The sequence below is a fragment of the Fructilactobacillus sanfranciscensis genome (assembly GCF_029023685.1).
GTDB lineage: Bacteria > Bacillota > Bacilli > Lactobacillales > Lactobacillaceae > Fructilactobacillus > Fructilactobacillus sanfranciscensis.
Window position 1 is genome coordinate 1,209,001 of sequence record NZ_CP118925.1, and the last position, 25,486, is coordinate 1,234,486.

Genomic DNA, 25,486 nt, shown 5'->3' on the forward strand with positions numbered 1-25,486 from the left:
GCAAGAATTATAATATAAATTTGTCACTTGTACAAATTTTATTTTTAACTAATAAGCCACTAAACTGATTTAATTTACCTTGTTAGTAACTAGTCTTTGTGGGACAATACTAAAAGTAACAAATAACCAAGGCCTGTGAGCCTTACTTTGGAGAAAATTATTCTATGGACAATCAAAAAAACGAGCACATCCAATTAACACGAAATCAAAAACTAGTTTTAACTTCATCTAGTTTAGGGTTTGGGTTAGAAAATATGGATGTGCTTTTTCTATCGTTTACCATGAGTTCCATTATCGCTTCACTACACGTTTCAGCTGGTGCTGCTGGTTTAATTGGAACCATCACTAACTGGGGAATGTTACTTGGAGGCGTTTTATTTGGAATGCTGGGTGACCGTTTTGGAAGAGTAAAAACGTTCACTTATACTATTTTTGTCTTTGCCTTGGCAACTGCCTTAATGAGTATTGCTAATAATATTACTTCAATTTATATCTTCCGTTTCATCGCTGGAATTGGTGCCGGAGGAGAATATGGATTAGGAATTACCTTAATTGCCGAAGCCTTTCCGAAAAAGGAACTGGGACGAATGTCATCAATCGCTTCTATTGGTGGTCAAGTAGGAGCGGTGGCAGCGGCAATTATTGCTGCCTTCGTAATTCCAAGTCTCGGTTGGCACGCCCTATACCTCTTTGGTTTACTACCAATTATCTTAGTTTTCTTCGTTAGACGTCACATTAAAGAATCCGCAGAATTTCTCCGAGTTAAGGAAAATCGCAAAATCACCATTATTCATGCAATTAAAAAATACATGTTTGCTGATCTTGGTACTGCATGGACCTCAATTGGTTTAATGATTATGACAACTGTGCAAATCGCTGGTTACTTTGGATTAATGAACTGGTTACCTTCCATCGTGGAACAACAAAGTCATTTAAGTGTCAAAGGTTCTTCTCTTTGGATGATTTCAACCATCATTGGAATGAGTATTGGAATGATGACCTTTGGAACTATTTTTGATAAAATGGGACCTCGTTTATCATTTGGAATCTTTTTATTAGCCTCTGCTGTGTTAGTTTATGCTTTAGCATACGTTCACTCGATTGGTTTACTTTTAATTATCGGTGCTGTGGTTGGATTCTTCTCAAACGGAATGTACGGTGGTTACGGTGCGATTGTTAGTCGTATCTACCCCACGGAAGTTCGTTCAAGTGCCAATAATATTATTGTTGGCGTTGGTCGGGCTGTCGGCGGAATGTCTTCATTAGTAATCGGACTTATTATGGAGCGCTACAGTTTAATTGTTGTAATGGTTTTCTTATCAATCCTTTATCTAATAAGTTTTACAGTAATGATGACCCTTCCAGGCCTTAAAAATTTCGATCAATCATCATCTAAATAAATTATAAAAAAAGAGAGCATATCATTAACACCTTTACCAAAAATGAACTATTATATAGTCGTACATATTGAAAAGGGAGATATAAGATTATGACTGAAAATTTTGAAGAAAACACAATGTTAGACGAACACATGAACCAAGTATTTGACTGGTCAGATAGTGACATGCCAATTCGTGATGCTTTATGGGATTACTACATGCAAAGCAATGCAAAAGATACCATTAAGACTGAAGAAGCAATGAAGAAATACTTAGACATGAGCGATTCTGATATTAAAGCAGATGCTGAAAAACTTCTTAAAAAATAATCATTAACTAAAAATACTGTTGAGTTTAAACTCAACAGTATTTTTTTGCATATTTTATTGATTTAACGGATTAGTATGCGTTGCTTTAAATTCTTGTTCTGCCTTTTTTGAAATCGTTTTGTATTTCTTAGCAAAATCATTGCTGATCTTAGTAATCGCTTTGTTTTGGGTAGTAATCTTTTGCGTAACTTGATTATTTTGGTAAATCACATAACCATTACCGATTGCTAAAATTATAATTAAAATAATTGGAACTGTAATAATTAAATTAGTCTTCTTAAAAGCAACTTTAATCTTATCTAGCATGGTGATCACCTCTAAAGCTTTGAATTAAGTGGAACCGAATTTTATCAGAGTTCAAATCTTGATGGTTCAAAGTTACCTTAAAAAGATAGTGATTGGTATTAAGGTGATTTCCTCTTCTATCATAATAAGTAACTGTCACGTTTGAATAATAGTAATGTTCCTTTTGCGAAGTTTCATTACTATAGTTATAAATTTTAATGTCATTTAACCGTGTATAGTGGTTAAATGAATCAAGTAAAGTTTGAGCATCGGTCTTTGTCATATAATGCTTAGTTAGTTTAGTAACGGCGGCTTGATTTTCTGCTTGCGTTGGATAATTACCAAAAATAATCTTCATACTATCAGTTAATGAGTCATTGTTAGTTTTAGCAATCGTCTTCATATTTTGATAACTTAAATTTTCTTGATGAGTAACATCATCAGGCGACATTTCGTCATATGACTTTTTCAACATACTGTACTTCGTCTGAGCATTACTTAATTTTTGTTGATTTTTGTTTAAATTATACAGATTGAAGGCCCCCAAACTAATAAACCTAGCATTACCAAATTTATCAGTCCAGCAATAATCCATTTACGATATTTTTTTCATCGCAAAACATCCTTCACATTTTAATTGTTTCTAAGTATACAATACTTTTTCACAATTAGAGCCGAAATTTTATTATGATAGCTTAATTTTTCCCATCACTAACCCAATCACGGCGAAAATCGCAATAATCGTTACTAAAATCATCAACAACCATTCTTTTTGATTAATGGAACGGCCATTTTCTTTGGCTGCTTTAATGTAAAAAGCGAATCCTAGTACATAGGCAATCGCACAAAGCCAGAGATATTGAAGACCAGCAAAAGTAATTCCAACTACTTCAAAACCAAATGCTAATAACCCAGGAAACATCATTTTAAATGATTTGGCTAGATAACCGACTTTAATTTGATAAACCGCCACCAATGTATAACAAACAACCATGGCTGCCGTACAGAGAGAAATCGCAAAATTATAAGCTTGATCAGAAAAAACTAGTGAAATTAGGAAAAGTTGTAATAATACCTGAGTTAAGATTAGTGAATTAATGGGTGCTTTTTGTTTATTTAACTTAGCAAACCAATGGGGTAACATTCCCTTGCCTGCCATTTCAGAAATAGCAATTACTGGTGGCAAGGTCCATGATAGCCAAGAACCAAAAATGGTAATTATCAAAGAAAGACTAACTAACATTCCCCCAACCGGTCCAATCATATCTTTAACCACATAAGTTAAAGCAGGGTTACTAACGTGAGCTAATTGAGCCTGCGTCAAATAGCCGTATGGCAACATTGAAATAACCACATTAATAATCAATAATGCTACAAAACTCCAAATGGTCGCCTTGCTGGCATCTGATGCTTTATGAGCTCGACCAGTCATCGTAGTCGCCCCTTCAATTCCAACGAAAACCCACATCATGGTAATTAAGCAACCTTTAACTTGATTGAAAACACCACCTGGGGTTGCTTTCATATAAGTAAAATTAGTCGTAAAATTATCACAAAAATGAGCGGTAAAGACATTAGTTTTAAATAAGACAATTCCCAAGAGCACAAACGCCAAAAGTGGAATTAATTTAATAATCGTAATGAACACATTGATAAACGCGGCATTTTCGACCCCACGGGATACTAAATATGTTAGCAACCACGAGATAATCGAAGCCACTATAATGGCTGGAATTGAGTTACCAGAACGAAAACTAGGAATAAAATATCCTACGGCTGACATCATCATAGTGGCAAATGCTACACTTCCAATCCAAGACGAAAGCCAATACCCCCAGCCAGAGATAAATCCGACAAAATTTCCAAATCCTTTTTGGGCATATTCGGCCATCCCATTTAAGTCAGGATTAGTTTCACTTAGTGATTTCAAACTCATGGCGAGTCCAAAAATTCCAATTCCTGTAATCAACCAAGCCAATAAAGCTGGTCCCAGAGTTGCTACCGCAGCCAATTGTTCACTAGCATTATAAATTCCTGCTCCAATTGAGGCACTAATCACTAACATAATTAGTCCAAGCAATGAAACTCCCTTTTGTTTTTTCATTTTAAATCCCCTTACACAATTTTAATCAATACGATTAGTATACCTTAAAAATGACTTGATTTTTTCGTCAAAATAAAAAAACTTTGCAATGCAAAGTTTTTATCATTGATTATTAATTTAGGATTTCTTCATCTGTTGGTGAATACTTAAGCAAGTAGATGGCTAAGATTACCAAGATTGCCCCCACTACTTCAGCTAAACTCAAAGCAGTATTGAAAAAGATCACACTCAAGATGAAAGTTGAAACTGGTTGTGAAGCATCCATCAAACTGATATTTGCGGAAGTCGTAAACCGAGTGGCAAAAATCAAAGTTGAGAAAGTTAATAACGTTCCAAAGAAGATAATTCCACAAACACCTAGAATTGCTCCAGTAGTCAAATGCGGAACATTCGTCCAAACCGGATGATTAATGTTATAAGCGATACTAGCAACTAACGTTCCCCAGCCCATCACAACGATTGGAGGATTATCTTTTCCTAAACTCCGTGGTAACACCACATAAAGTGCTGCTGTAAGTCCAGAAATCAATCCCCAGATCAAAGAATCCATTGGAATTGAAAGCTGACTAATGTCACCTTTCGTGATTGAAAGAAAAACTCCCACAATTGCAATTATAAAGACTAAAAAATCGATTTTTGCTGGTTTTTTGTGTTGAAAAATAAATGCTCCCAGTAAAATAAATAATGGAGCTAAATATTGCAAAATGGTGGTTGCAGCTGCATTACCATTTTGAATACTAACGTAGAAACTTCCCATGTTAGCAGCTAAACCAAATAGTCCATAACAAACGAGGGTAAACACTGATTTCCAAGTCTTGAAAATATTAAAGATTTTTCCCTTATAAACAATGGCACTAACTAACAGTAAAATAGTTGCAGCCCCTGTCGTTCTTGCTGCCAAGAACCAGGGTGCGGGAATTGATGCATTTTGTGAAACGAACTGCGTGATTACTCCAGCAACTCCCCATGAAACTGAGGCAAAACCTGCTAGTGCAAGTCCTTTAGTAGTGTTGCTCATTCCCTTAATTTTGTTAAACATTATTAAAAACTCCTTATTTTTCATCAGATAATTTGGTACTAGCCTCTGTCACCACTTCTGGTGCTACGTCATCACTTAAAAAGCGAGCCATAGGCGTATATTGATGGCGCTTCTTAAAGGATACCTTAAAGCTTGCCACAATTGCAACACGCATTTGATTCTCCGTTAGAAACACTTGTCCAACTTGACGATACTTACCCTTGGTGTGTTTTCCAATCCGCCATTCATGCAATTTAAAGTCATGATTAGCATCCCGTTTAATTTGATAGTTACCAGAACTATCTTGTTCAACAGGCACGCCAATGAAACGGAGTACATCATATTTATCAGCCATGATTCCTCACTACGATTCTAATTCGTCTTTTGTTGATAATTTGCGTTTGTAGTTTTGCAAAATATAAATGGCGACCACAACTAAAGCTGATCCAACCACTTCCATTAAACTAATTTGTGTATGTAAGAACATGACACTTAAAATAAAAGTCATCACTGGTTGAACGGCATCAACCAAACTAACATCTGCCGAACTCGCAAATTTCATACTGTGAAGTAAACAGGCAAATGGTAAAACCGTTCCAATAATCACAATGGCACCAATTCCAATTACACCACCAGTAGTCAAATGCGGAACTCCGACCCACACTGGTTGATGAAGATTAAAGAAAAGGCTGGCAATTAACGTTCCCCAACCTAAAACGGTCAATGGTGAGTTGTCACTCATTAAGGGCCGTGGAATCACTACATAACAACCAGCGGTAATTCCAGAAATAATTCCCCAAAATAACGAAACTGGTGGAATTGATAGTTCACTAATATCACCTTTCGTAATCGAAAGAACCACTCCAACTAATGCGATTACGAACACCAATAAATCAATTCGATTAGGTCGACGATGCATAAAGAAAAAGCCACCTAATAAGATGAATAGCGGTGCCAAATATTGCAAAATAGTTGCAGAGGCAGCATTACCAGTTTGGACACTCAAGAAGAAGGAAAGTAAATTAGCCCCTAAACCAAAGATGGCATATCCCAAAATACATAAAATTGATTTACGATCTTTAAAGACATTGAAAATTTTCCCGCGATAAGCAATTGCACTAATCACTAATAAAATAATTCCCGAAAATAAGGTTCTGACAGACAAAAACCATCCCGCTGGAATGTCAGCATCTTGTGATACAAATTGAAGAATGGTCCCAGAAATTCCCCAGAATGCTGAAGCAAGGGTCGCCCAAAGAATCCCCTTCATAATGTTTTTATTCGAACTCAACTTATCCACCTCATATTTTATTTTTTACAATAGTTTTATTGTACTCTTTCTTGAGCTTGATGATAAGCCAAAAATAAAGCCTAGCAAAAATTGCTAGACTTTATTTATCATTATTTGTTTTTTGATTTTGATTTATCATCCGGATAAGTTAATTTAATTCCTGCTGACATTAAGATTGGCAAAATAATTACTAGGATAAGTAACCCAATGATAACGGCAATGGCAACCTGAATTAAGGTCATTACCCCTGAAGGAATCAATGCGGCAAATGTTCCACCTAAAATTACAGCAGCAGAGAGAACTACCACTCCAATAAAGCGAGCTGCATGCACAATTCTGGTTGCTGGAGCAGCACTAGGTAAAATGTTTTGATACTTATGCATTAAGAAGATACTGTAATCAACCCCTAACGCAATCAACATAATGAAAGTAAAGAACGGTGTATTCCAGGTCAACATGTCTTGTCCAAGGAATAAGATACTAAACAATCTCGTAATTGATAATGAAGCTAGGTAAGCCAATAGTAAAGTTCCAATAATGTAAATTGGTTGAAAAATTGATCTAGTAACAAACATCAAAGCAATCAAAATTCCAATTACCACGATGACAGCTGTCCGCATAAAGTCACTTGAGGTAATCTTGTTAGTATCTGCAATTGTAGCAGTTTCTCCTCCAACAGCAACGGTTGCTTTTTGCATATCAGTTCCAGCTAAGTTTTGTTTAACTTGATTTTGAATCTGGTTAACTGACTTAATGGCTTCTGCACCAGAAGGATTTGATTTAAGTACTACCACAATCCGCGTCGTGTGCTTATCTTGTGATAGGTACGCGTTAACTGCAGTTTGGAAAGTTTTGCTTTCAAGAACAGAAGTTGGAATATAAAAAGTCTTCGAAGCAGCCGGTGAATTTTGTAATTCAGTTAAGTAGTCACCAGCTTGTCCTAGTCCAGTTGAAATCTGCGATAACCCTTGATTAGCTTGACTAAGTTTTCCTTGAACCCCTTCAAGTTGAGTAGCCATGGCTTGCGTGTTGTTTCCAATATTTTGCGTATCACTAGCAATTCCATTTAATTGGCTACTTAGCCCAGCTTGTTGTGCTTGAACTTGGGCGGCAGATTGTTGAAGTGCTCCTGCAATAATTTGCATTTGGGCTGCATTCAATGGTGAGCCCATTGCCGTAGCCTGTTGTTGCATTGCAGCAATGACTTGTTGTCCTGAAACAGAACTACCGTTTCCTGAAGCTGCTTGAATGTTTTGCAGTCTTTGTCCAATTGATTGAGCTGATGCCCCAATGGCTTTCAATTGATCGCCATTGAATGAACTACTTGAAGCTCCTTGTTGAATCTGACTCAATCCATTATTTGCTTGACCCATTTTTCCAGTTAAGGTGCTAAGTTGATCATTTAAATAAAGTTGATTCAATGGAACTCCGTTAGGTTGCGTTACTGAATCAACGGTTTTAACATCCTTACGATCACGAAGTTGGTTTGTGATTCGATCAATTTCCATTAAACTCTTTTCATTAGCTAAATCATGATCTGATTTGATGTAAATCGTAGATGGCTCAGCAGTCCCTTTGCTAAAGTGCTTTTGAACCACATTCAATCCTTGCTTAGAAGGAAGATCATTACTTAATTCAATAGTTTTGTCGTAATTTAATTTACCATGACCTAAAGCTACAAATGGAAGTGTTACAACCAAAACAAAGATAATCGCAGGTACTGCATATTCTACTGATTTAGCTGATAAAATCCCCCATAAAGCACTAGATTGTTTTTGTTCTTTCAAATTCTTAACTGGCCAGTACATCTTTTTCCCAAGAATTGCCATAAAGAATGGATTCAAAGTAAGTAAGATCATTAAAAGAACCACAACCCCAACCGCAACGGCAAAACCAGAACGGTAAATTGAGAATTTAGCAAATCCTAAGGCAGCAAATCCAATTAAAACTGAAATTCCACTGTAAAGAATGGTTCTGCCAGCCGTCTTTCTAGCGTTAATGGTAGCTGTAACCTTGTCCATTCCATCTGCCAGATTCTCTTTAAACTGATTGTAAAGCAGAATATTATAATCGGTTCCAATCCCAAAGAGCACTACCACGATGAAGACTTGGGTAAAGTTAGAAAGTGGGAAATTAAAGAATTTAACTAAATTCATGACCACACTTAGTGAAACAATAAAGGAAACACCAACGGTCAATAATGAAATTAATGGAACAATTGGTGAACGGAACACAATAATTAAAACAATTAAGATGAAGATAACCGCAATAATTTCTGTCTTTTTAAGTCCAGAAACCATTGAAAGCCGCATATCATCATTTAAAATCTCTGACCCAGTCACATATGATTTTAAGCCATCGATTTTGCCACCTTTTTGTAACTTCTTGTTCACGTTCTCAACCGAATCTTTTTTTGAAACATTCAATTGGACTAATTCCGTGGTTTTATCTTTAGAAATTAATTGCCCTTTGGCAGACGGCGTATCAACAACTGAAGTAATTCCCTTAATATCATACTTATCAGCATGATTATTAAGATCTTTAATCTTATTATTAATCTTGGTTTGTTGAGTCTTCGTAATTGCATGATTACCGTTGTTATAAACTAAAACAACTTGATCAGTATTACTAATGTGATGACCCCAATGTTTTTCAATATTATTGGCAACCTGACTTTGCATGTCACTTGGAATCTTAGTTTGTCCTTTTTCTGCCTCTAAAGTCCCCACATTAGGTAGAAAGACTACAGCAGCAATTAGAACAACTAGCCAAACAATTGCAATTCCAGAATATTTCTTAACGAATTTATTCATGATCTAATTTCCCTTTCTGTTTTGTAAAAACATTAATTGGAGCTTTATGTTGTAATTTAGCGATGGTTTGGGCCACAACCCGAGGTTTTTCTGGTTCTGGTTTCGAAATCCAATACACGATAATCCCCATCAGTTCGTCAATGACAAATTCACGGGCATAATCAAGCGGAATGTCATCATTAACTTCAATTTGTTCATCTAATCTATTTACGGACTGATCTAAATCAGCAAAAATGATCTTTTTAACTTTATTTAAAAAGTAAGGATCACCTTGTTCACTTAGTAAGGCGGCAATCATTTCGCGGTTCTGATAAAAATTATTCAATGTCTCAATAATGAACGGAGCTGGAACTCCCGCACCTTTTTCAACGATTAACCATTGCATGGCATCTGGAATTACATCACTTAAATCAGTTTCTAATTTATCCATCAACTCTGATTCGATGTTTTCCAATAAATCGTTAATATCAGTAAAATGCGTATAAAATGTTCCTCGTCCAATTCCGGCCATCCGCGTAATATCAGTCACATTGATATCACGAATTCCTTTTTCATTAATTAGATTAACAAAGGCTTTTTTGATATCACCCACGGTATTGGTTTTTCGAACTTTATTTTCCATCACTTCACCTCCAAAAAAACTTTTAATTTTATCTTAACCCTTTTTATTATTAAGTCAACATGGTGTCTTATTAAGCTAATAAAAAAAACGAACCCGCAAGTTCGTTTTTCTTTATTCTAATTATTTATCTTCGTAACCATTTGGATGAGTTTGTTTCCAAGTCCAAGCAGTACTAATGATGTCTTCGATATTATCGAATTTTGGTTTCCAACCTAAAACTTCACGAGCTTTAGTACTGTCAGCAACCAATGTGTCAGGATCACCACCACGACGAGGAGCCATTTCAGCAGGAATTGGCTTACCAGTTACTTTCCGAGCAGCTTCTACAATTTGTTTGTTTGAAAAACCAGTTGAAGAACCTAAGTTAAAGACGTTACTTGGGTTACCTTTTTTAAGGTATTCCATGGCAAGAATGTGAGCATCCGCTAAATCCAAGATATGCACATAATCACGGACATTAGTACCATCTGGAGTGTCATAATCATCACCAAAAATCTTCAAAGTATCTTGTTGACCAGCAGCAACTTTAAGTACCATTGGAATCAAGTGGGTTTCTGGATGGTGATCTTCACCAATTGAACCATCTTGTTTAGCACCTGCGGCATTAAAGTAACGTAAAGCAACAGAATGAATTCCATCAGCTTTTTCCACCCATTTCATGATGTGTTCCATGATTAATTTACTTTCACCATAAGGGTTAATTGGTTCTTTGTGGTCTTTTTCATGGATGGGAACCCGTTCTGGATTACCATATGTAGCAGCCGTTGATGAGAAGACAATGTACTTAACGCCAGCACGTTTCATAGCTTCAAGTAAGACAATCATTCCAATCACGTTGTTATCGAAGTATTTTAATGGTTTTTTCATTGATTCTGAAACCAATGAGAAAGCGTCCATATGAATAACTGCTTCAATATCTTCTTTTGCAAATAAATCATCTAAAAATTTAGGATCACGAGTATCACCTAAATAGAATTTTGCTTTGGGGTTAACTGCTTGACGATGACCAGTTGAAAGGTTATCAGCAACAACTACGTCATATCCTTCATTAATTAAACGATCTACCATGTGAGAACCGATATATCCGGCTCCACCAGCAACTAAAACTGCCATATAAATTTCTCCTTTTGTATTCATCAAAAATTATAATTGGTTTAATTATATCACATCTCATTTTAGTGATTTAAATGCTTTAAAATCGACACCGAATTGACTAAACCCGTGATAAAATCTATAATCTAAAGTGAGTTAGCAAACTAAATCTAGGAGACTACTCTAATGAATAAAACAGAAATTGATAATCAATATAATGCATGGTTAAACGATGCAGACATGCCTGCCGAATTAAAACATGATTTACGTAACATGCAAGATGATGAAAATACGAAAGCGGATGCGTTTGGTACATCATTATCATTTGGAACTGCTGGAATGCGGGGACTTTTAGGTGCTGGTACAAACCGAATGAATATTTATACGGTTCGTCAAGCAACTGAAGGTTTAGCTAAATTAATGGAAACCCTTGATCAAAGCGAACGTGATCGTGGAGTTGCCATTAGTTTTGATTCTCGTTATAACTCAAAGTTATTTGCTCACGAAGCTGCCCGTGTTTTAGGTGCCCACAACATTAAGACTTTTGTCTTTGATAATATTCGCCCTACTCCAGAACTTTCCTTTGCCGTTCGTAACTTACATACTTACGCTGGAATTATGATTACGGCTAGTCATAATCCAAAACAATACAACGGTTACAAGATTTACGGTGCTGATGGTGGTCAAATGCCACCTAAGGAATCAGATATCATGACTACTTACGTCCGCAAAGTTACTGATTTATTCAACATTCCGGTCGCTGAAGAAAAAGATTTACGTAAAGCAAACTTAATGAACATTATTGGTGAAAATGTTGACTTAGTTTACTTAGCCGAAGCAAAATCAGTTAACATTAACCATGATTTAATCGCAGAAGTCGGGAAAAACTTAAAATTTATTTATACTCCTCTTCACGGAACTGGAAAAGTGATTGCACGTCGGGCTTTATCTGATGCTGGTTTTAAAAACTACGATGTCGTAGTTGAACAAACCATTGCTGATCCAGAATTTCCAACGACTCCTTTCCCTAATCCTGAATTTCCCCAAACTTTTGATTTAGCTATCAAGTTAGGAAAACAAGAAAATGCGGATGTCTTAATTGCCACTGATCCTGATGCTGACCGGCTTGGAGCAGCAGTTCGTCAACCAGATGGTGAATATACTTTAATGACTGGTAATCAAATTGCCAGTGTTTTACTTCACTACATTTTGGAAGCTAAAAAAGCTAGCAACACGCTTCCAGCTGATGGACGAGTTGTTAAATCAATCGTTTCAACTGAATTAGCCACTGATATCGCTAATGATTATGGCGTTGAAATGAAGAACGTTTTAACTGGGTTCAAATTTATTGCTGAACAAATCAAGCAATATGAAGAAAACCACGATCACACTTTCTTATTTGGTTTTGAAGAAAGTTTTGGTTACCTAATCAAACCATTCGTTCGTGATAAAGATGCCGTTCAATCAACCATGTTATTGGCTGAAGTTGCCGCGTACTACAAACAACAAGGCATGACCTTATACGATGGTCTTCAAGCTCTTTACAAGAAATATGGTTACTTTGAAGAAAAGACCATTGCTGAAGAATTTGATGGTCTCGATGGAAAACAAAAGATAGTTGACCTCATGAAAGGTTTCCGTGATCACCCAATGACTAGTTTTAATGGTGTGAAAGTGGTTGCCCTTGAAGATTTCCAAACTTCAGTTAAAACTGATGCTGATGGAAACGAAACTAAGATTGATTTACCTCAATCAAACGTTTTGAAATACTGGTTAGCTGATGGAACTTGGTTAGCAATTCGTCCTTCTGGAACTGAACCAAAAATCAAGTTCTATGTCGGTGTTAAAGCTGCTACTCAAACTGCCGCTAATGAATTATTAGATAGCTATGTAAACGCCATTGATAATGAATTATTAAATAAATAAACAAATTAAAAGAGTCCTGAACTTTGAATTCAGGGCTCTTTTTTCATATTATAATAATTTTTTGGTAAACTTTATCTTTTTCGTTTACATTTTTCTAGGTTAAATATAGAATTAAAGGGTTAAAGACTACGTAAGGAGTATCGTTATGACCTTTGAAGAACTAAAAGAATACGGTCAACTTTTTTATCGGGCTAACTATAAGCTTGATAGTGATTTAGAGACCAAAACTTTTAAAATTAAAAACATCAAATCATATCAACATGAACAAAATGATGAAGGCGGTTATACCGACTGGACTGACAATTTGGTCACCCTTTACAACTTATTGAGTCCTGTGATTGGAAAAACATTTGGTTTTGATATTAATTTCAAAACCAGACAAATGTCACTCTTTTTCCCACTCAAAATTAAAACTACTCAAGCTGATTTAAACAAAACGCTCCCATTAGTGGATGTCATTGCTTTAAACCAAGATGAGAGTTCAAACATTGCTACCATTGATATTTCCAAATTCAATGATCGTTATGCTTATGCATCGAGTTTGTACGACGCTAATCCCATTGCTGACTTAGATTTAAGTGACCTTGATAAAATAAAACCGAGTGACTCATCTTCTAGCTCTGATGACAAAGCCTATGAAGATTTAAATTTAAACATTGAAAAACTAGATACTTCAGTCGATGCCCTCAAAGAACTCGATGAGTTAACTGGACTTGACGAAGCTAAAAAACAAATCAAAGATATGATTGCAATTGCTAAAATCAATCAACTTCGAGAAGAACGTGGCTTAAAAACTCCCGCTGGAATTAGTAAACACATGGTATTTGTGGGTGATCCTGGGACTGGTAAAACAACGGTTGCCAAACTATTTGGGACCATTTTAGCCCAAAATAAAATTATTTCAGAAAATAAATTTGTCAGTACTGATCGCTCTGATTTGGTTGGTCACTATACCGGGACCACCGCTGATCGAACTAAAAAAGTCATTGAAAGTGCACTTGGTGGAATTTTATTTATTGATGAAGCCTATCAATTATCACATGCTGACAGTCCAACTGATTTCGGTCATGAAGCCATTGATCAACTAATCATTGGGATGGAAAATCACAGAAAAGATTTAATCATAATCCTAGCAGGATATACTGATCGGATGGAAGAATTTTTAAACGATAACCCTGGTTTACGTTCCCGGATTCCTAACCGTGTCTTTTTTGCTGATTACACCACCGCAGAATTAGTAAAAATCATCAAGACCATGATGAAACACGAAGGCATTGTTAAATTAGAAGATGTAAAATACTTCGATAAAACAGTGACCGAATTTATTGAAACAAATCATCCATCTGGAAATGCTCGGTGGGCCCGAAACGTTTATCAAGCAATGTTACAAGCTCAAGCTCGCCGCGTTGCTTTTATGGAAAAGCCTAGCAATGATGACTTAACATATATTAATAATGAAGATGTAGATGCCGCTATCGCAAATACACCTGCCAACTAGACTATGACCATGTCATGGTCTTTTTGTTTACCCAGCAGTGCTATACTAAAATTAAAAAATAATTGGAGGGGTTTTCCACTAATTCTGAATCAATGACTTTAAAAAACAAATTAGCAATTTTAGCAACGGCCCTACTTTCTTTTTGTGGAGTCCTTTTAGAAACATCAATGAACGTTACTTTTCCCGAACTCTCAAAAATATTCAGTGTTTCTTTAGACAAAGTCCAATGGATTACCACTGGTTATCTCCTCGTGGTAACAATTACGATGTCGACCACCGCTTTTTTGCTAAAAAAATATCCCATTAAAAACTTATTTTTGTTAGCCACTACTTTTTTCATCATTGGAGATTTTTTATCCATGATAGCGCCTAATTTCAATCTTCTTTTACTGGGTCGCTTAATCCAAGCTGGTGCAACCGGAATCTCCATGCCAATGATGTATCACGTGATTTTCACGACTGTACCACGGCAAAAAATTGGCACTTATGTCGGAATTTGTTCGATGGTAATTTCGATGGCACCCGCTCTTGGTCCAACTTATGGTGGTGGAATCACTTCTCCAATTTCAGGAATGATTTATGACCGCTTTGGACCTTTTAAACCAATTTTAAGTGGTGTTTGTTTAATTTGTTTAGAAATGTTGCTCTTTAATATTACAGAATCTTGGACCACTAGTTTATCAATTACTTTGATGTTTACTTTACTTCGTTTTGGGATTAATCTAACTTTTCCCAACACCATTTCTAATGCTCAAGCTAATGCTCCAATGTCACAAACGGCTGATATTAGTTCCATTTTTAATATGTTCCAACAATATGGTGGTTCTTTAGGAACAACAATTTTAGCATCCGTCATCGCCTTTCATCAAAATCAGGCTACTAGTCCATTAGAATTTAAACAGAAAACCCAAGTCGGTGGTAATTTAGATTATTTACTTTTGTTAATTCTTGCTACCATAGTTGCTGCCGCTACCTTCTATAACTGGAACTTCCAATCAAGAAAGCAGGCTACTAATGAAAATCAATAATGAAGCCATTAATAAAATTGCACCTAATTTAAATCATTTAACGGACGAACAAAAACAATTAATTGACCGCATCGAAACCCTTACTAAGACTCGTTTACATGATGGTCACTCCATTTTTACCATCTATGGAGACTGTGGAACTGGTAAAAGTGTCGTTTTAAGTCAATTATTCTTCGATATCCAAAAGGCTGCCCATGATCCTAAAAATCCACTTTATGAAACGAAAAACTATTTCTTAGTCAATCATCCAGAAGTACTTAAAGTTTATAAACAAATTGCTGGAACTGAAGATAACGTTTTAAAAAAGAATTTTATGCGCCCTACTTCATTTATTAATCAAATGCAAAAGCACGCCAAAAAAGCAGACATCGTCATCATTGACGAAGCCCACTTATTGTTATCTCAGCCAGATCACTACAATAATTTTTATGGTGAAAACCAGCTTGAAAAAATTATTAAGTTAAGTAAAGTTGTGATTGTTGTTTTTGATATGCGGCAAGTTATTCAAACAAAGAACTATTGGGATCAAGCTCGATTAGATCAAATTTTAAAGCCCTACTATCACGAAAGTTATCATTTAACTCACCAATTTCGGATGACTGCCAAGCCCGACTTAGTCCACTGGGTCGATGAGTTTAGTAATGGTAAATTGCTTCCGATTCCGCAGGATGCGGATGACGATTATGATTTTCGCATTTATGCGGATGCTGAAGCAATGCGCAAAGAAATCGTTAAACGGAATCAAGAAGTCGGACTTTCCCGAATTGTTTCAACCACCGGTTATCCGTCTACCCTTGATGGTGGTAAGCATTATATCAAAGAAAGTGGTGGTTTTAAAATGCCATGGGATCAATATAACTATACCAGTACCCCATGGGCGGAAATCCCTAAGTCAATTGATGAAGTTGGTTCTATCTATACTTGTCAGGGGTTTGATTTAAACTACGTCGGTTTAATTTTAGGTCCACCAATCTATCTTGATCCAAAAGATCATAAAATTAAAGTTGATTTAAGTAAACAAACCAATACTGAATCAATCAAACGCCGTAAAGACATTCAAGATCCAGAAGAATTTCAACGGATGCAACGCCAAATCATTTTAAATTCCGTGAACGTTTTAATGAAACGGGGCGTTTATGGAACATACATTTATGCTAATGACCCGCTTTTACGGAAAGCTCTGCTAGATAATTATGCTAAAATTAAACACTAAAAATTGATATAAAATATAGTTTAAGTAGTAAACGGTATACTAATCATCACTTGTCGTAAACTGCTGATTGAGCTTATCAGCTAGAGCTGGTAGGCTCTTTTTATTTGTTTAATTATACTAAATCATAAATTTATTATATTAAAACAAAAAAAGAGTGCCCATTAAGGGGGCACCCTCAATTCAACTAACTATGGTCAAACAGTTAGCAAGCACTATTATTCCTACCTAAATTTAAGAGGAGTAACATGCCAATCTCGTTGATTTGCATTATGATTATTGTTGTTGCTTTGTGCAATAATAATAAGTAGCAAAAAAGGACGTCCAATGGGCGTCCTTTTTCTATTGTATTTATTTTTTTAAACGTCACTATCTAATTTATTGTAATATTCAACTTCAATGGTTTCAGGTAAAATTCGTAACTTAGTAATACTACCATTCTTAGCAGCTTGCCCTTGGTCAAGTTCTGGAGCATAACGATCCACAATCGAACGAATTGTCATCCCATGAGAAACGATTAAAATGACTTCATCATCCTTGGTGTTTTCCCGAATTCGGTCAAAACCACGATCTAATCTGTCCCAGAATCGTTTGTTATCTTCAGCATTATTGTATAAATCGGCTTTCGCAATTAAATCACGAGCTCGTTCTAGACCAAAGTTATCTAAAACGCCAGCTTCATTAGTAATCTGAACTTGTTCACCAACAAATTGCCACATTTGTTCAAGGTTTTCACCTTCAAAATAACCATGGAATTGTTCTCTTAATTCTGGAAATTGATAAGTAATAATGTTAATTCCATTTGGATTTTTCTTTAAAATTTGACGACCAGTTTCAATCGCACGACCTGAATCACTAGTAAAAGCAGCATCAAAACTAATTTTTGATAATCGTTCACCGGCGTCTTGGGCATCTTGAATTCCCTTTGATGTTAAAGGTGAATCAATCCAACCCTGAACCTTGTTATACAAGTTCATGTATGTTTGTCCATGACGAACTAAGTATGCAGTAACAGCCATAATAATCTCCTATTTACGTTTCCGTCTAAAAATAATTAATTGTAATAAAACACCAATCATTCCAAAGATTGTTATTTCTAACCCTATTTTAAGTCCTGGCGTTTGGTAAGTAAATTGTAAACTGTGTTTTCCAGGAGCTAATTTAATTCCGGTTAACCCTTTGAGCACTTTATAAGTCTGAACTGGTTTACCATTGTCGGTAATCTGCCATCCTTTATCATAAGGAATACTGATAATTACTTGAGGACGAGCTTTCGTCGTGGTGATAGTTCCACTAAAATGATTACCCTGATATTTAAGTTTTTCGGGTTGTTTCACCACTAAACGATATGGTTTGGTTGCTTGCACAAATTTAGTAAATTCAGATTCATTAAATCCTGCAAATAATGGTTGCATTTCTAAAATGCGACTGTCGCTAGTAAAACTAACTTTAATTTGTTGACCTTTTTCAAAATCACCCAACTCAATAATTTCGGAGCCTAATTGAAGATAACTAGTATCGAGCTTTTGACCGTTAACCGTCACATCCAATTCCTGATTAGGGCTAGTCGTTGCCAAATCCATATATTGCATTCCACTAATTTTAGGTGTCAAAGTGACTGTATAACGATAATTATCCTTATTGGCATCAACTGCAACATCATTAATCTTACTTTTTACAAAATAATTAGTTTTGGTATTACTTTCTTTTTGAGCTAATGTATTTAAGTTTTTAAATATTTCATTTTTATCATATTTAACGTGCTTAATTTGTTTTGAAACTGCATAACCTAAACTAGTGAAATCATCGTTCTTACTTGTTCCAACTTTTCCATCAGTTTCAATTCTAATCTTTTGATTAATTCCTAACAATTGGTCGGTAACTGGAGTCGATCCATTAGAGCTAATCCGCCGTTCATTACGACTATACAAACCTAAGTCAGCCAAAGCATCGTGCGTGTGTACGTTTAAGGATGAAGTATAACTATTTACGCCAAAGAAATCATAAAGTAATGAATCATTATATTGATTATAGATAGTATTAAAACTTTGACTGTACAATTCGTTATTTACTTTGATCCGGCCAAACTCTTTTTGACCTGATGTAGTTTTTTTAATAATTTTAGTGGACTGGTTAAAAGCTTTTCTAAATTTAGCTTGATTGCCATATTCTTGAGTCCCCCCAAGCGCCATCCACATGTTAGTTCCCATTTCTAGACAAACTAAGACAAGCATTAACCACCACATCCGTTTGCCAAATCGATTAGCTAGCAAAATCACTAATATTGTTGCAAACACAAATAATAATGCTGGGATAATGTGCCAATAGTTAGCAACATAAAAAGACATTTGAAAATAGTATCGTTGGGGAACCATTGTTTCAATGATGATCGATCCATATCCAATCACAATCAATCCAGCAAGAATTAATCCTGCTTTGATCACAACCGCATTGTCTTTAAAACTACCATTCAGCCAAGCTTGATAACCAAACATAATCATCACAAAACTCAACATGTAAACTTCCCGGAATGGAAATCCAGCTGGCATCTGAAACATGTGCCACATGGTGTCAGTCGTGGTGATTAACATCCCAAAGAAAATTGCTCCAACTAACCAAAAAGAAGCTTTTCTTTCCCGTCGGTTAGTTCGTTTTGACATCCAAAATATTAACAAACCAATTGCAAAAAGACTGCCAATGAAAAACGATGGTTCATGACAAAGTCGTTCCACAAAATTGGTAGATCCAACACCAAAACTGGCAAATGCAGATGGGAGAAACCGAAGCTTAGGTACAAAGTCCCATGGATTAATGCTACTCTTCCCAGTTGAAAGCATCCCGATAATAGTTGGAATCAACATAAATCCTGATAACATAGCTGCAATAATTGAACTAGTTACATATTTAATTGTCATTGTTTTATGTTCAATTAAATATTTCCAAAAGCCAAGTCTAGCTGGACGATTTAAAAAGACCAAGTACACAAAATAAATGACCGAATAAATACATATCATATAGCCCATATAATAGTTCAAGAAAATGATAAGGAACAATGAGGCAACGTAGCCACCCCATTTTCCTTTATAAAAAAGTCGTTCAATTCCTAAAGTAACTAGTGGCAACATCATTAAAGCTTCTAACCACATAAAATCATAGAAATACATTGCCACAAAGCCACATAGACCATAGGCCACTGCTGCAACAACTTGCATTAAATCTTGACGTTGATACTTAGCTTTTAAAAACCAGGACATTGAAAGTCCAATTAAACCAATTTTAAGGATAATAATTGTTTCCATTAAAACTGGAACATCGGTCGCTTTTACAAAAACGACTAAAAGGTTTAATGGACTCATTAAATAGTAAGTATAAATTGGAATTGCATTATCCCCAAGAGATAACATAAACGAGTACATACTAAAGGTATGATTAACTAACTGACTACGTAAAAATTCAAAAAATGGTAAATATTGGGTTCCCAAATCACTAACTAATATATTATTAGTCCCAAATGGTGCAATCCCACGAAAACCAAATGTCACAACAACTACTAACATTGGTAAGATAAATGCTGCCAAATAATACTTAGATGCTTGTAAAATTTTTTTCATAATTTAAAGATGTCTACTTTCTTAATTTGACTTCGAATTGAATCATACTTTAATTTTACTATACAAAAATCTAAAATTCATTAAACCATGGTTAAATCTTCACTGTGTTACAATTAAGTTTATATTAAGAATGACTTCGGAGGAAATATTTATGTTTAGTTCAGAAAGAAGTTTTGATCCATTTACTTTAGTAATTGGAATATTATTTGCCGCAATGTCAGTAGTTATTGCTCGTAATCCAGCAAGTTCATTAAAAATTTTAATCTTTTTCATTGCATTTGCATTAATCTTTGAAGGAGTATTTAAACTTTTTGATATTACCATGATTGATAAAGCTCTCGGTTTAAACCCAACATGGTTAATCGTTAGTGCTATCCTTGATATTGTTTTAGGGGGAATGATTTTCCTTAGACCAGTATTAGGTGCAACTTTCATTTGGATTATGTTATCTCTTAGTTTTATCTTGGACTCCCTCTTTGAACTTTGGGTTAGTCGTTACATTAGACAAAACAACAAGGGTTACTTCTGGTTAAATGTAATTCTTGGAGTAGTTGGCGTAATTCTTGGAATTATTTTATTATTCAGTCCCGCAACTGCAGTTGGTGTTAGTATCTTCTTACTTTCATTTTACTTCATGTTCTTCGGTATTTTACTTATCGTTCGTTCATTTTAATTTAGAATTACTAAAAGACGTGGAAATATTTCCGCGTCTTTTTTGTGCTAAGATTAACTTAAAAGGAGATTTTACTATGAAATATGCTGTAACTGCGGCAACTGGTCATTTCGGTGAACGAGTTGTTTTAAAATTACTTAGTCTAGTGTCATTTAACGACATTGTTGTAATTGCTCGGGACATCGAAAAAGCAAAAAAAATGTACCCCACTGCTGTTGAAATCAGACAGGGTGATTATAACGATGAAAAAATGATGGAAAAGGCTTTTGCTGGAATTGATCGGGTATTGTTTATTTCTTCTCAACCAAATGCACGTCATCCCCGGGTCGCCCAACACAAAAATGTGGTGACTGCTGCTGCTAATGCAGGAGTTAAATATCTAGCTTATACGAGTTTCCCTCATGCGGATATTAGCGAAGCTCCGTTAGCAGAAGATCATCGTGCCACTGAAAAAATGATTATTGATGCCCGTTTACCTCATTCTTTTTTAAGAAATAATTGGTATTTAGAAAATGAACTTCCAGAAATTGAAGCTGCTAAATCGGGTAAGCCATTTATTTATGCGACTGGTGAAGTAACCGTCGGATGGGCCGAAGAAAAACTTTATGCTGAAGGTGCTGCCAGAGTAATGACAATGCTGGAAAATGATCCCCTTGAAATTTATGAATTTCACGGTGTGCAACATACTTACAAAGAATTAGCTAAAGCAATTAAAGAAGCAACGGGAAAAGATTTTCCAGTTCAATCAGTTGATTTAAAAAATTACCAAACTGAATTAGAAAAAACCAACCTTGATACAGCTCAAATCAATTTTAAAGTAGCAATCCAAAAATTAATTGCTAGTGGTGCTTTAAGCGAACATGTTGCTAAAAAAGATGTAGCGTTTGGAATGACCCACGAACAAATTTTGGAAAATAATGTTAATAACGAAAATGCACTTGAAAATGTTCTAGGAATGCCTTTACCAAGTTTGTCAACACAAGTTAAGGATTTGATCACGAATAAACCTAAGTATTTAATTTGAACTTTTTTTCATATAAAAAGACTGGAATTTAAAATTCCAGTCTTTTTGCTTTAATTAATTACCAAATTCATACTACGTGGAGTATTCCAACCAACTGCTTGAGTATTAGCATTTACGTATGCCCAGGTACTTGTAGGAATCCAATATTCCTTTTGTGAATAAGCATATGGGTCGCTAATCAAAAACTGTCCGTTTGAATATCCAACAATTGACATAACATGGAAATCATTTTGATTGTATAAGTTCCAATCGATGTTAGCCCAAGTAACAACTGCATGACCATTTCTTAATTCGTCAATTACGGTACCAGCTCCAGTTAAATCTTGAATTCCAGAAACCATCCCTGCTAATTTATTTGCCATCGCACTTGCAAAAACAGTCTGGACTTTATAAGATGAACCGCCCCATGGGTTTCCGTAAAAACCATTGTATGGCGTTAAATTCCATCCATAACCAATTGTGTTATAGATGTCAGCTAAATTGTAGTAGCGGCCGAGGACAGAGGCAGCAATCTGAAGTGATGCCCCTTCACAACCTTCTGGCATACCTTGATTCAATTGAGAATACCACTGATGGAATAAATTAATTGAATCCATTTGACCATTACCATCAAAATAAGCACTTCCATAACCAATATTTTCCCAAGCATTAGTTACCTTTAAGTATGTTGAAGGATCGAAATAGTATTTAGCACCAGTCCAGTCTGCTAAACCAACTACAATACGTCCGTCATTACCAAACATGTACCAAGTTCCCCATTGGGATTGAACGTAATTATTATCTACTCGAAGATATGTCAACGGATCAAAGTAATAATAGGTTCCTGACCATGGAATTACTTTTGTGGCAATTTGTCCATTGTCACCGAACATATACCAATCTCCCCATTGAGATTGAACGTAATTATTATCTACTCGAAGATATGTCAATGGATCAAAGTAATAATAGGTTCCTGACCATGGAGTTACTTTGGTGGCAATTTGTCCATTGTCACCGAACATATACCAATCTCCCCATTGTGACTGAACATAGTTGTTTTTAACAAGGTTATGATTTTCATCAAAATCATAATATGTACCATCAATATTTTGAACACCAGTTACTAATTGACCATCCTGTGTGTATTGCGTATGGTCTGCATTCCAACCATCTGGTTTAGCATTATCAGTTGGTGTACTTGAATCAGATTTGACACTATCATCATGATTATTTGTTGAAGTTTCTGTAGAAACATTTTTGTCTTTATTTATATTATCTGTGTTTAAACTTGTTGAATTTTGATTATTACTATCAGCTTGAGCAATGGTAGTAACATCATCTTTATCTTTATCTGATTTAGATGAAATATCATCGATTGTAGTTGTTGAATTAGATTCAACTGCATTACTATCACCATTTATAGGTTCATTCACAGTTTCATCTGTTCCCTTAGTTGTTTCCGTTTGATTTTTATCATCAGCTTTACTCGAAATAGGAGTTACATTATTTTGGTCTGCATCTGCCGATGTTATATCTTGATTATTTGGTACCGTTTGTGTGTTTTGAACACTATTATTACCGGTATCAGTTGTTGTACTATCTGCATTAGCAGCTAAGTTTGCTCCAATCAAAGTAAGAAATACTGTTCCAGCAATTAACCATGCTTTTCCAGCCTTATAAAGCTTAAAACGCTTTTTTGAATCATTATAATCAATCTTTTCCTCCATTGAGTATCACATTAAAAAATATATCAATAAACTTATCATAGCAAATTATTAATATTTAATACAACTGTAATCAAAAAAATCTTAATTTTATATTATAATTTAACTAATCAATTATAAATTAAATAAAGTAAAAAGTATTTTCAAAGGGAGATTTTATGCAATCAAAGGATAATGTTAAGACTAGATTCAAATTATATAAAGCTGGTAAGATGTGGTTAATTGCCGGAACTACATTTTTAGCATTAGCTGGACTTGGTAGTGTCGCAGTTCACGCTGATAGTAATAATTTGAACACACAATCTGCTCAATCTACAGTTGCAACTAATCAAGATGTAAAAGTAGAGTCAACTCAAAGTCAAGACAATAATGTAGTTACTGTTCAAAATAATGATGTTACTACTCCTGCTCAATCTGATAGTAACAAGCAAGATAATTCTGCTACAGACAGCAAGAATGCTACTATTCCTGCTCAAACCGATAGTAACAAGCAAGATAACTCTGCTGCAGAAAACAAGGATGCTACTCCTGCTCAATCTGATAGCAACAAACAAGATAATTCTGCTACAGACGGCAAGGATGCTACTCCTGCTCAATCTGATAGTAACAAGCAAGACAATTCTGCTACAGACAATAAGAATGCTGCTGATCAAGCAAACAGCACTTCAGTAAATAGTGATACAACTTCTAATACTAATGCTAATAATCAAAAAGTTGCTTTATTAGCTGCTGATAATCAACCAGATGGTTGGAATACTGATCATACCCAATACACACAGGGTGGTCAATTATTAACTGGTGTACATAATATTGATGGAACTTATTATGATTTTGATGAAAATCATAATATTATTAAGAACAACTATGTTCAATCTCAATGGGGATTGTGGTACATGTTCGGTGACGATGGAAGAATTTCAACGGATGTGACAGCATGGTCAGGGACATATTATTACTTTGATCATTCAACATATCTTCGAGTTGATAATGATTATGTTCAATCACGTTGGGGTGATTGGTACTTGTTTGGTAATAATGGTCAAGTTGCTAGTGGTGTTAATGTATGGTCAGGGACATATTATTACTTTGATCCTATAACTCATTTGAGAGTGGATAATAATTACGTTCAATCTCAATGGGGATTATGGTATATGTTTGGTAATGATGGAAGAATCGTTACCAAAGTAACTCCTTGGGTTGGAACATATTATTACTTCGATCCAGAAACATATCTTCGAGTTGATAATAGTTACGTTCAATCTCAATGGGGATTGTGGTACTTGTTTGGTGATAATGGCCAAATCGTTAAAGGATTACATGAATTAAATGGTAAGCAATACTTCTTTGATTCAAATACTTACTTAATGGTAAAAGAACATTGGGCAAATATTGGAAATGAATGGAGATATTTTGACGGCAATGGTCAATTAACTTCAACAGATTTTGTCACTTCAATTGCTAATGGTGCAATGCAAACTTGGTACGAATATGGTGTACTTCCTAGTGTTTCAATTGCACAAGCAATTTGTGAAAGTAATTGGGGAACTGCAGCTCCTGGAAATAATTTATTTGGAATTAAAGGATCATACAATGGCCAATCTCAATTACTTTGGACTTGGGAAGTTTATAACGGACAGAGCGTTCATATTAAAGACTGGTTCCGTGTCTATCCTACAGTAAATGAAAGTGTTAATGATCACGGTTCTTTCTTATATGAAAACTCACGTTATAATAACTTATTATGGGATAATAACTATTACAGTGTATGTAATAAACTTCACCAAGATGGTTATGCCACTGCTCCTACTTATGCAAATACATTAATTAATATAATCCATGCAAGTGGTCTTGACCAGTTTGATGAAGGATTATAATAACTT

21 protein-coding genes are annotated in these 25,486 nt (G+C 35.2%); 9 read left to right on the forward strand and 12 right to left on the reverse strand.

What is annotated here, in order from left to right; translation table 11 throughout:
- Positions 1 to 164 precede the first annotated feature (164 nt).
- Positions 165 to 1,400, forward strand: a complete 1,236-nt coding sequence (locus PY770_RS06370; protein ID WP_275045879.1) for an MFS transporter — start codon at positions 165 to 167, stop codon at positions 1,398 to 1,400.
- 89 nt (positions 1,401 to 1,489) lie between these two features.
- Positions 1,490 to 1,708, forward strand: coding sequence for a P8 family protein (locus tag PY770_RS06375; RefSeq protein WP_163615608.1), 219 nt, complete (start codon positions 1,490 to 1,492; stop codon positions 1,706 to 1,708).
- Between the two features lie 54 nt (positions 1,709 to 1,762).
- Here PY770_RS06375 and PY770_RS06380 read toward each other — a convergent pair whose 3' ends face one another.
- The 9 genes from PY770_RS06380 to galE all read right to left on the reverse strand — a co-directional run bounded on the left by PY770_RS06380 (position 1,763) and on the right by galE (position 10,954).
- Positions 1,763 to 2,014 carry a hypothetical protein gene (locus PY770_RS06380; protein WP_163615609.1) on the reverse strand — a complete coding sequence of 84 codons (252 nt, stop codon included), beginning with the start codon at positions 2,012 to 2,014 and terminating at the stop codon, positions 1,763 to 1,765.
- Positions 2,004 to 2,588 carry a hypothetical protein gene (locus PY770_RS06385; protein ID WP_163615610.1) on the reverse strand — a complete coding sequence of 195 codons (585 nt, stop codon included), beginning with the start codon at positions 2,586 to 2,588 and terminating at the stop codon, positions 2,004 to 2,006. The genes PY770_RS06380 and PY770_RS06385 overlap by 11 nt, the downstream gene beginning before the upstream one ends.
- A gap of 90 nt (positions 2,589 to 2,678) precedes the next feature.
- Entirely contained in the window at positions 2,679 to 4,097 is a 1,419-nt protein-coding gene (locus PY770_RS06390) for a basic amino acid/polyamine antiporter (RefSeq protein ID WP_275045881.1), read from the reverse strand.
- 112 nt (positions 4,098 to 4,209) lie between these two features.
- Positions 4,210 to 5,136: a DMT family transporter gene (locus PY770_RS06395; protein ID WP_275045882.1), complete on the reverse strand. Its 927-nt coding sequence runs from the start codon at positions 5,134 to 5,136 to the stop codon at positions 4,210 to 4,212.
- Between the two features lie 13 nt (positions 5,137 to 5,149).
- On the reverse strand, positions 5,150 to 5,470 hold the full coding sequence (locus PY770_RS06400; RefSeq protein WP_275045883.1) for a DUF7671 family protein: 321 nt from the start codon (positions 5,468 to 5,470) through the stop codon (positions 5,150 to 5,152).
- Between the two features lie 9 nt (positions 5,471 to 5,479).
- Positions 5,480 to 6,385 carry a DMT family transporter gene (locus tag PY770_RS06405; RefSeq protein ID WP_156843628.1) on the reverse strand — a complete coding sequence of 302 codons (906 nt, stop codon included), beginning with the start codon at positions 6,383 to 6,385 and terminating at the stop codon, positions 5,480 to 5,482.
- Between the two features lie 131 nt (positions 6,386 to 6,516).
- The gene (locus tag PY770_RS06410; protein ID WP_275045884.1) at positions 6,517 to 9,219 is read right to left on the reverse strand and encodes an MMPL family transporter; all 2,703 of its coding nucleotides are present in this window, start codon (positions 9,217 to 9,219) and stop codon (positions 6,517 to 6,519) included.
- Complete coding sequence (locus tag PY770_RS06415; protein ID WP_163615614.1) at positions 9,212 to 9,841, reverse strand: TetR/AcrR family transcriptional regulator; 630 nt, start codon at positions 9,839 to 9,841, stop codon at positions 9,212 to 9,214. Before PY770_RS06415 ends, PY770_RS06410 begins: the two co-directional genes overlap by 8 nt.
- A gap of 120 nt (positions 9,842 to 9,961) precedes the next feature.
- On the reverse strand, positions 9,962 to 10,954 hold the full coding sequence (gene galE / locus PY770_RS06420) for a UDP-glucose 4-epimerase GalE (protein WP_041817957.1): 993 nt from the start codon (positions 10,952 to 10,954) through the stop codon (positions 9,962 to 9,964).
- Between the two features lie 219 nt (positions 10,955 to 11,173).
- Between galE and PY770_RS06425 the strand changes: the two genes are divergently transcribed.
- The 4 genes from PY770_RS06425 (at position 11,174) to PY770_RS06440 (ending at position 16,598) form a co-directional block, all read left to right on the forward strand.
- Positions 11,174 to 12,859, forward strand: a complete 1,686-nt coding sequence (locus PY770_RS06425) for a phospho-sugar mutase (protein ID WP_420909466.1) — start codon at positions 11,174 to 11,176, stop codon at positions 12,857 to 12,859.
- A 145-nt stretch (positions 12,860 to 13,004) separates the two neighbouring features.
- Entirely contained in the window at positions 13,005 to 14,357 is a 1,353-nt protein-coding gene (locus tag PY770_RS06430; RefSeq protein WP_168848126.1) for an AAA family ATPase, read from the forward strand.
- A 92-nt stretch (positions 14,358 to 14,449) separates the two neighbouring features.
- A complete protein-coding gene (locus tag PY770_RS06435) occupies positions 14,450 to 15,385 on the forward strand; it encodes an MFS transporter (RefSeq protein ID WP_103428969.1) in 936 nt (311 codons plus the stop codon).
- Positions 15,372 to 16,598, forward strand: coding sequence for a DUF2075 domain-containing protein (locus tag PY770_RS06440; protein WP_103428970.1), 1,227 nt, complete (start codon positions 15,372 to 15,374; stop codon positions 16,596 to 16,598). The genes PY770_RS06435 and PY770_RS06440 overlap by 14 nt, the downstream gene beginning before the upstream one ends.
- A 356-nt stretch (positions 16,599 to 16,954) precedes the next feature.
- On the opposite strand, the gene PY770_RS06445 is transcribed toward PY770_RS06440, so the two are convergent.
- Positions 16,955 to 17,614, reverse strand: coding sequence for a histidine phosphatase family protein (locus PY770_RS06445; protein ID WP_014082461.1), 660 nt, complete (start codon positions 17,612 to 17,614; stop codon positions 16,955 to 16,957).
- Between the two features lie 9 nt (positions 17,615 to 17,623).
- The gene (locus tag PY770_RS06450; RefSeq protein ID WP_139562454.1) at positions 17,624 to 20,206 is read right to left on the reverse strand and encodes a YfhO family protein; all 2,583 of its coding nucleotides are present in this window, start codon (positions 20,204 to 20,206) and stop codon (positions 17,624 to 17,626) included.
- Between the two features lie 151 nt (positions 20,207 to 20,357).
- Between PY770_RS06450 and PY770_RS06455 the strand changes: the two genes are divergently transcribed.
- Together PY770_RS06455 and PY770_RS06460 are read left to right on the forward strand one after the other, a co-directional pair.
- On the forward strand, positions 20,358 to 20,879 hold the full coding sequence (locus tag PY770_RS06455) for an HdeD family acid-resistance protein (protein WP_275045886.1): 522 nt from the start codon (positions 20,358 to 20,360) through the stop codon (positions 20,877 to 20,879).
- Between the two features lie 76 nt (positions 20,880 to 20,955).
- Positions 20,956 to 21,903, forward strand: coding sequence for an NAD(P)H-binding protein (locus PY770_RS06460; RefSeq protein WP_275045887.1), 948 nt, complete (start codon positions 20,956 to 20,958; stop codon positions 21,901 to 21,903).
- 50 nt (positions 21,904 to 21,953) lie between these two features.
- Here PY770_RS06460 and PY770_RS06465 read toward each other — a convergent pair whose 3' ends face one another.
- Positions 21,954 to 23,609 (reverse strand): C39 family peptidase, encoded by a 1,656-nt coding sequence (locus tag PY770_RS06465; protein ID WP_275045888.1) that lies wholly within the window; start codon positions 23,607 to 23,609, stop codon positions 21,954 to 21,956.
- 155 nt (positions 23,610 to 23,764) lie between these two features.
- Here PY770_RS06465 and PY770_RS06470 point away from each other — a divergent pair, with 155 nt between their 5' ends.
- On the forward strand, positions 23,765 to 25,480 hold the full coding sequence (locus tag PY770_RS06470; protein ID WP_275045889.1) for a glucosaminidase domain-containing protein: 1,716 nt from the start codon (positions 23,765 to 23,767) through the stop codon (positions 25,478 to 25,480).
- The last annotated feature ends 6 nt before the right edge of the window (positions 25,481 to 25,486 follow it).

Coding starts and splice junctions, on each gene's coding strand:
- PY770_RS06470 (WP_275045889.1), top strand. CDS start 23,765: ATGCAATCAAAGGATAATGTTAAGACTAGATTCAAATTATATAAAGCT.
- PY770_RS06425 (WP_420909466.1), top strand. CDS start 11,174: ATGCCTGCCGAATTAAAACATGATTTACGTAACATGCAAGATGATGAA.
- PY770_RS06415 (WP_163615614.1), bottom strand. CDS start 9,841: ATGGAAAATAAAGTTCGAAAAACCAATACCGTGGGTGATATCAAAAAA.
- PY770_RS06410 (WP_275045884.1), bottom strand. CDS start 9,219: ATGAATAAATTCGTTAAGAAATATTCTGGAATTGCAATTGTTTGGCTA.
- PY770_RS06450 (WP_139562454.1), bottom strand. CDS start 20,206: ATGAAAAAAATTTTACAAGCATCTAAGTATTATTTGGCAGCATTTATC.
- PY770_RS06380 (WP_163615609.1), bottom strand. CDS start 2,014: ATGCTAGATAAGATTAAAGTTGCTTTTAAGAAGACTAATTTAATTATT.
- PY770_RS06440 (WP_103428970.1), top strand. CDS start 15,372: ATGAAAATCAATAATGAAGCCATTAATAAAATTGCACCTAATTTAAAT.
- galE (WP_041817957.1), bottom strand. CDS start 10,954: ATGGCAGTTTTAGTTGCTGGTGGAGCCGGATATATCGGTTCTCACATG.
- PY770_RS06455 (WP_275045886.1), top strand. CDS start 20,358: ATGTTTAGTTCAGAAAGAAGTTTTGATCCATTTACTTTAGTAATTGGA.
- PY770_RS06460 (WP_275045887.1), top strand. CDS start 20,956: ATGAAATATGCTGTAACTGCGGCAACTGGTCATTTCGGTGAACGAGTT.
- PY770_RS06445 (WP_014082461.1), bottom strand. CDS start 17,614: ATGGCTGTTACTGCATACTTAGTTCGTCATGGACAAACATACATGAAC.
- PY770_RS06375 (WP_163615608.1), top strand. CDS start 1,490: ATGACTGAAAATTTTGAAGAAAACACAATGTTAGACGAACACATGAAC.
- PY770_RS06370 (WP_275045879.1), top strand. CDS start 165: ATGGACAATCAAAAAAACGAGCACATCCAATTAACACGAAATCAAAAA.
- PY770_RS06435 (WP_103428969.1), top strand. CDS start 14,450: ATGACTTTAAAAAACAAATTAGCAATTTTAGCAACGGCCCTACTTTCT.
- PY770_RS06400 (WP_275045883.1), bottom strand. CDS start 5,470: ATGGCTGATAAATATGATGTACTCCGTTTCATTGGCGTGCCTGTTGAA.
- PY770_RS06395 (WP_275045882.1), bottom strand. CDS start 5,136: ATGTTTAACAAAATTAAGGGAATGAGCAACACTACTAAAGGACTTGCA.
- PY770_RS06465 (WP_275045888.1), bottom strand. CDS start 23,609: ATGGAGGAAAAGATTGATTATAATGATTCAAAAAAGCGTTTTAAGCTT.
- PY770_RS06405 (WP_156843628.1), bottom strand. CDS start 6,385: ATGAAGGGGATTCTTTGGGCGACCCTTGCTTCAGCATTCTGGGGAATT.
- PY770_RS06430 (WP_168848126.1), top strand. CDS start 13,005: ATGACCTTTGAAGAACTAAAAGAATACGGTCAACTTTTTTATCGGGCT.
- PY770_RS06390 (WP_275045881.1), bottom strand. CDS start 4,097: ATGAAAAAACAAAAGGGAGTTTCATTGCTTGGACTAATTATGTTAGTG.
- PY770_RS06385 (WP_163615610.1), bottom strand. CDS start 2,588: ATGGATTATTGCTGGACTGATAAATTTGGTAATGCTAGGTTTATTAGT.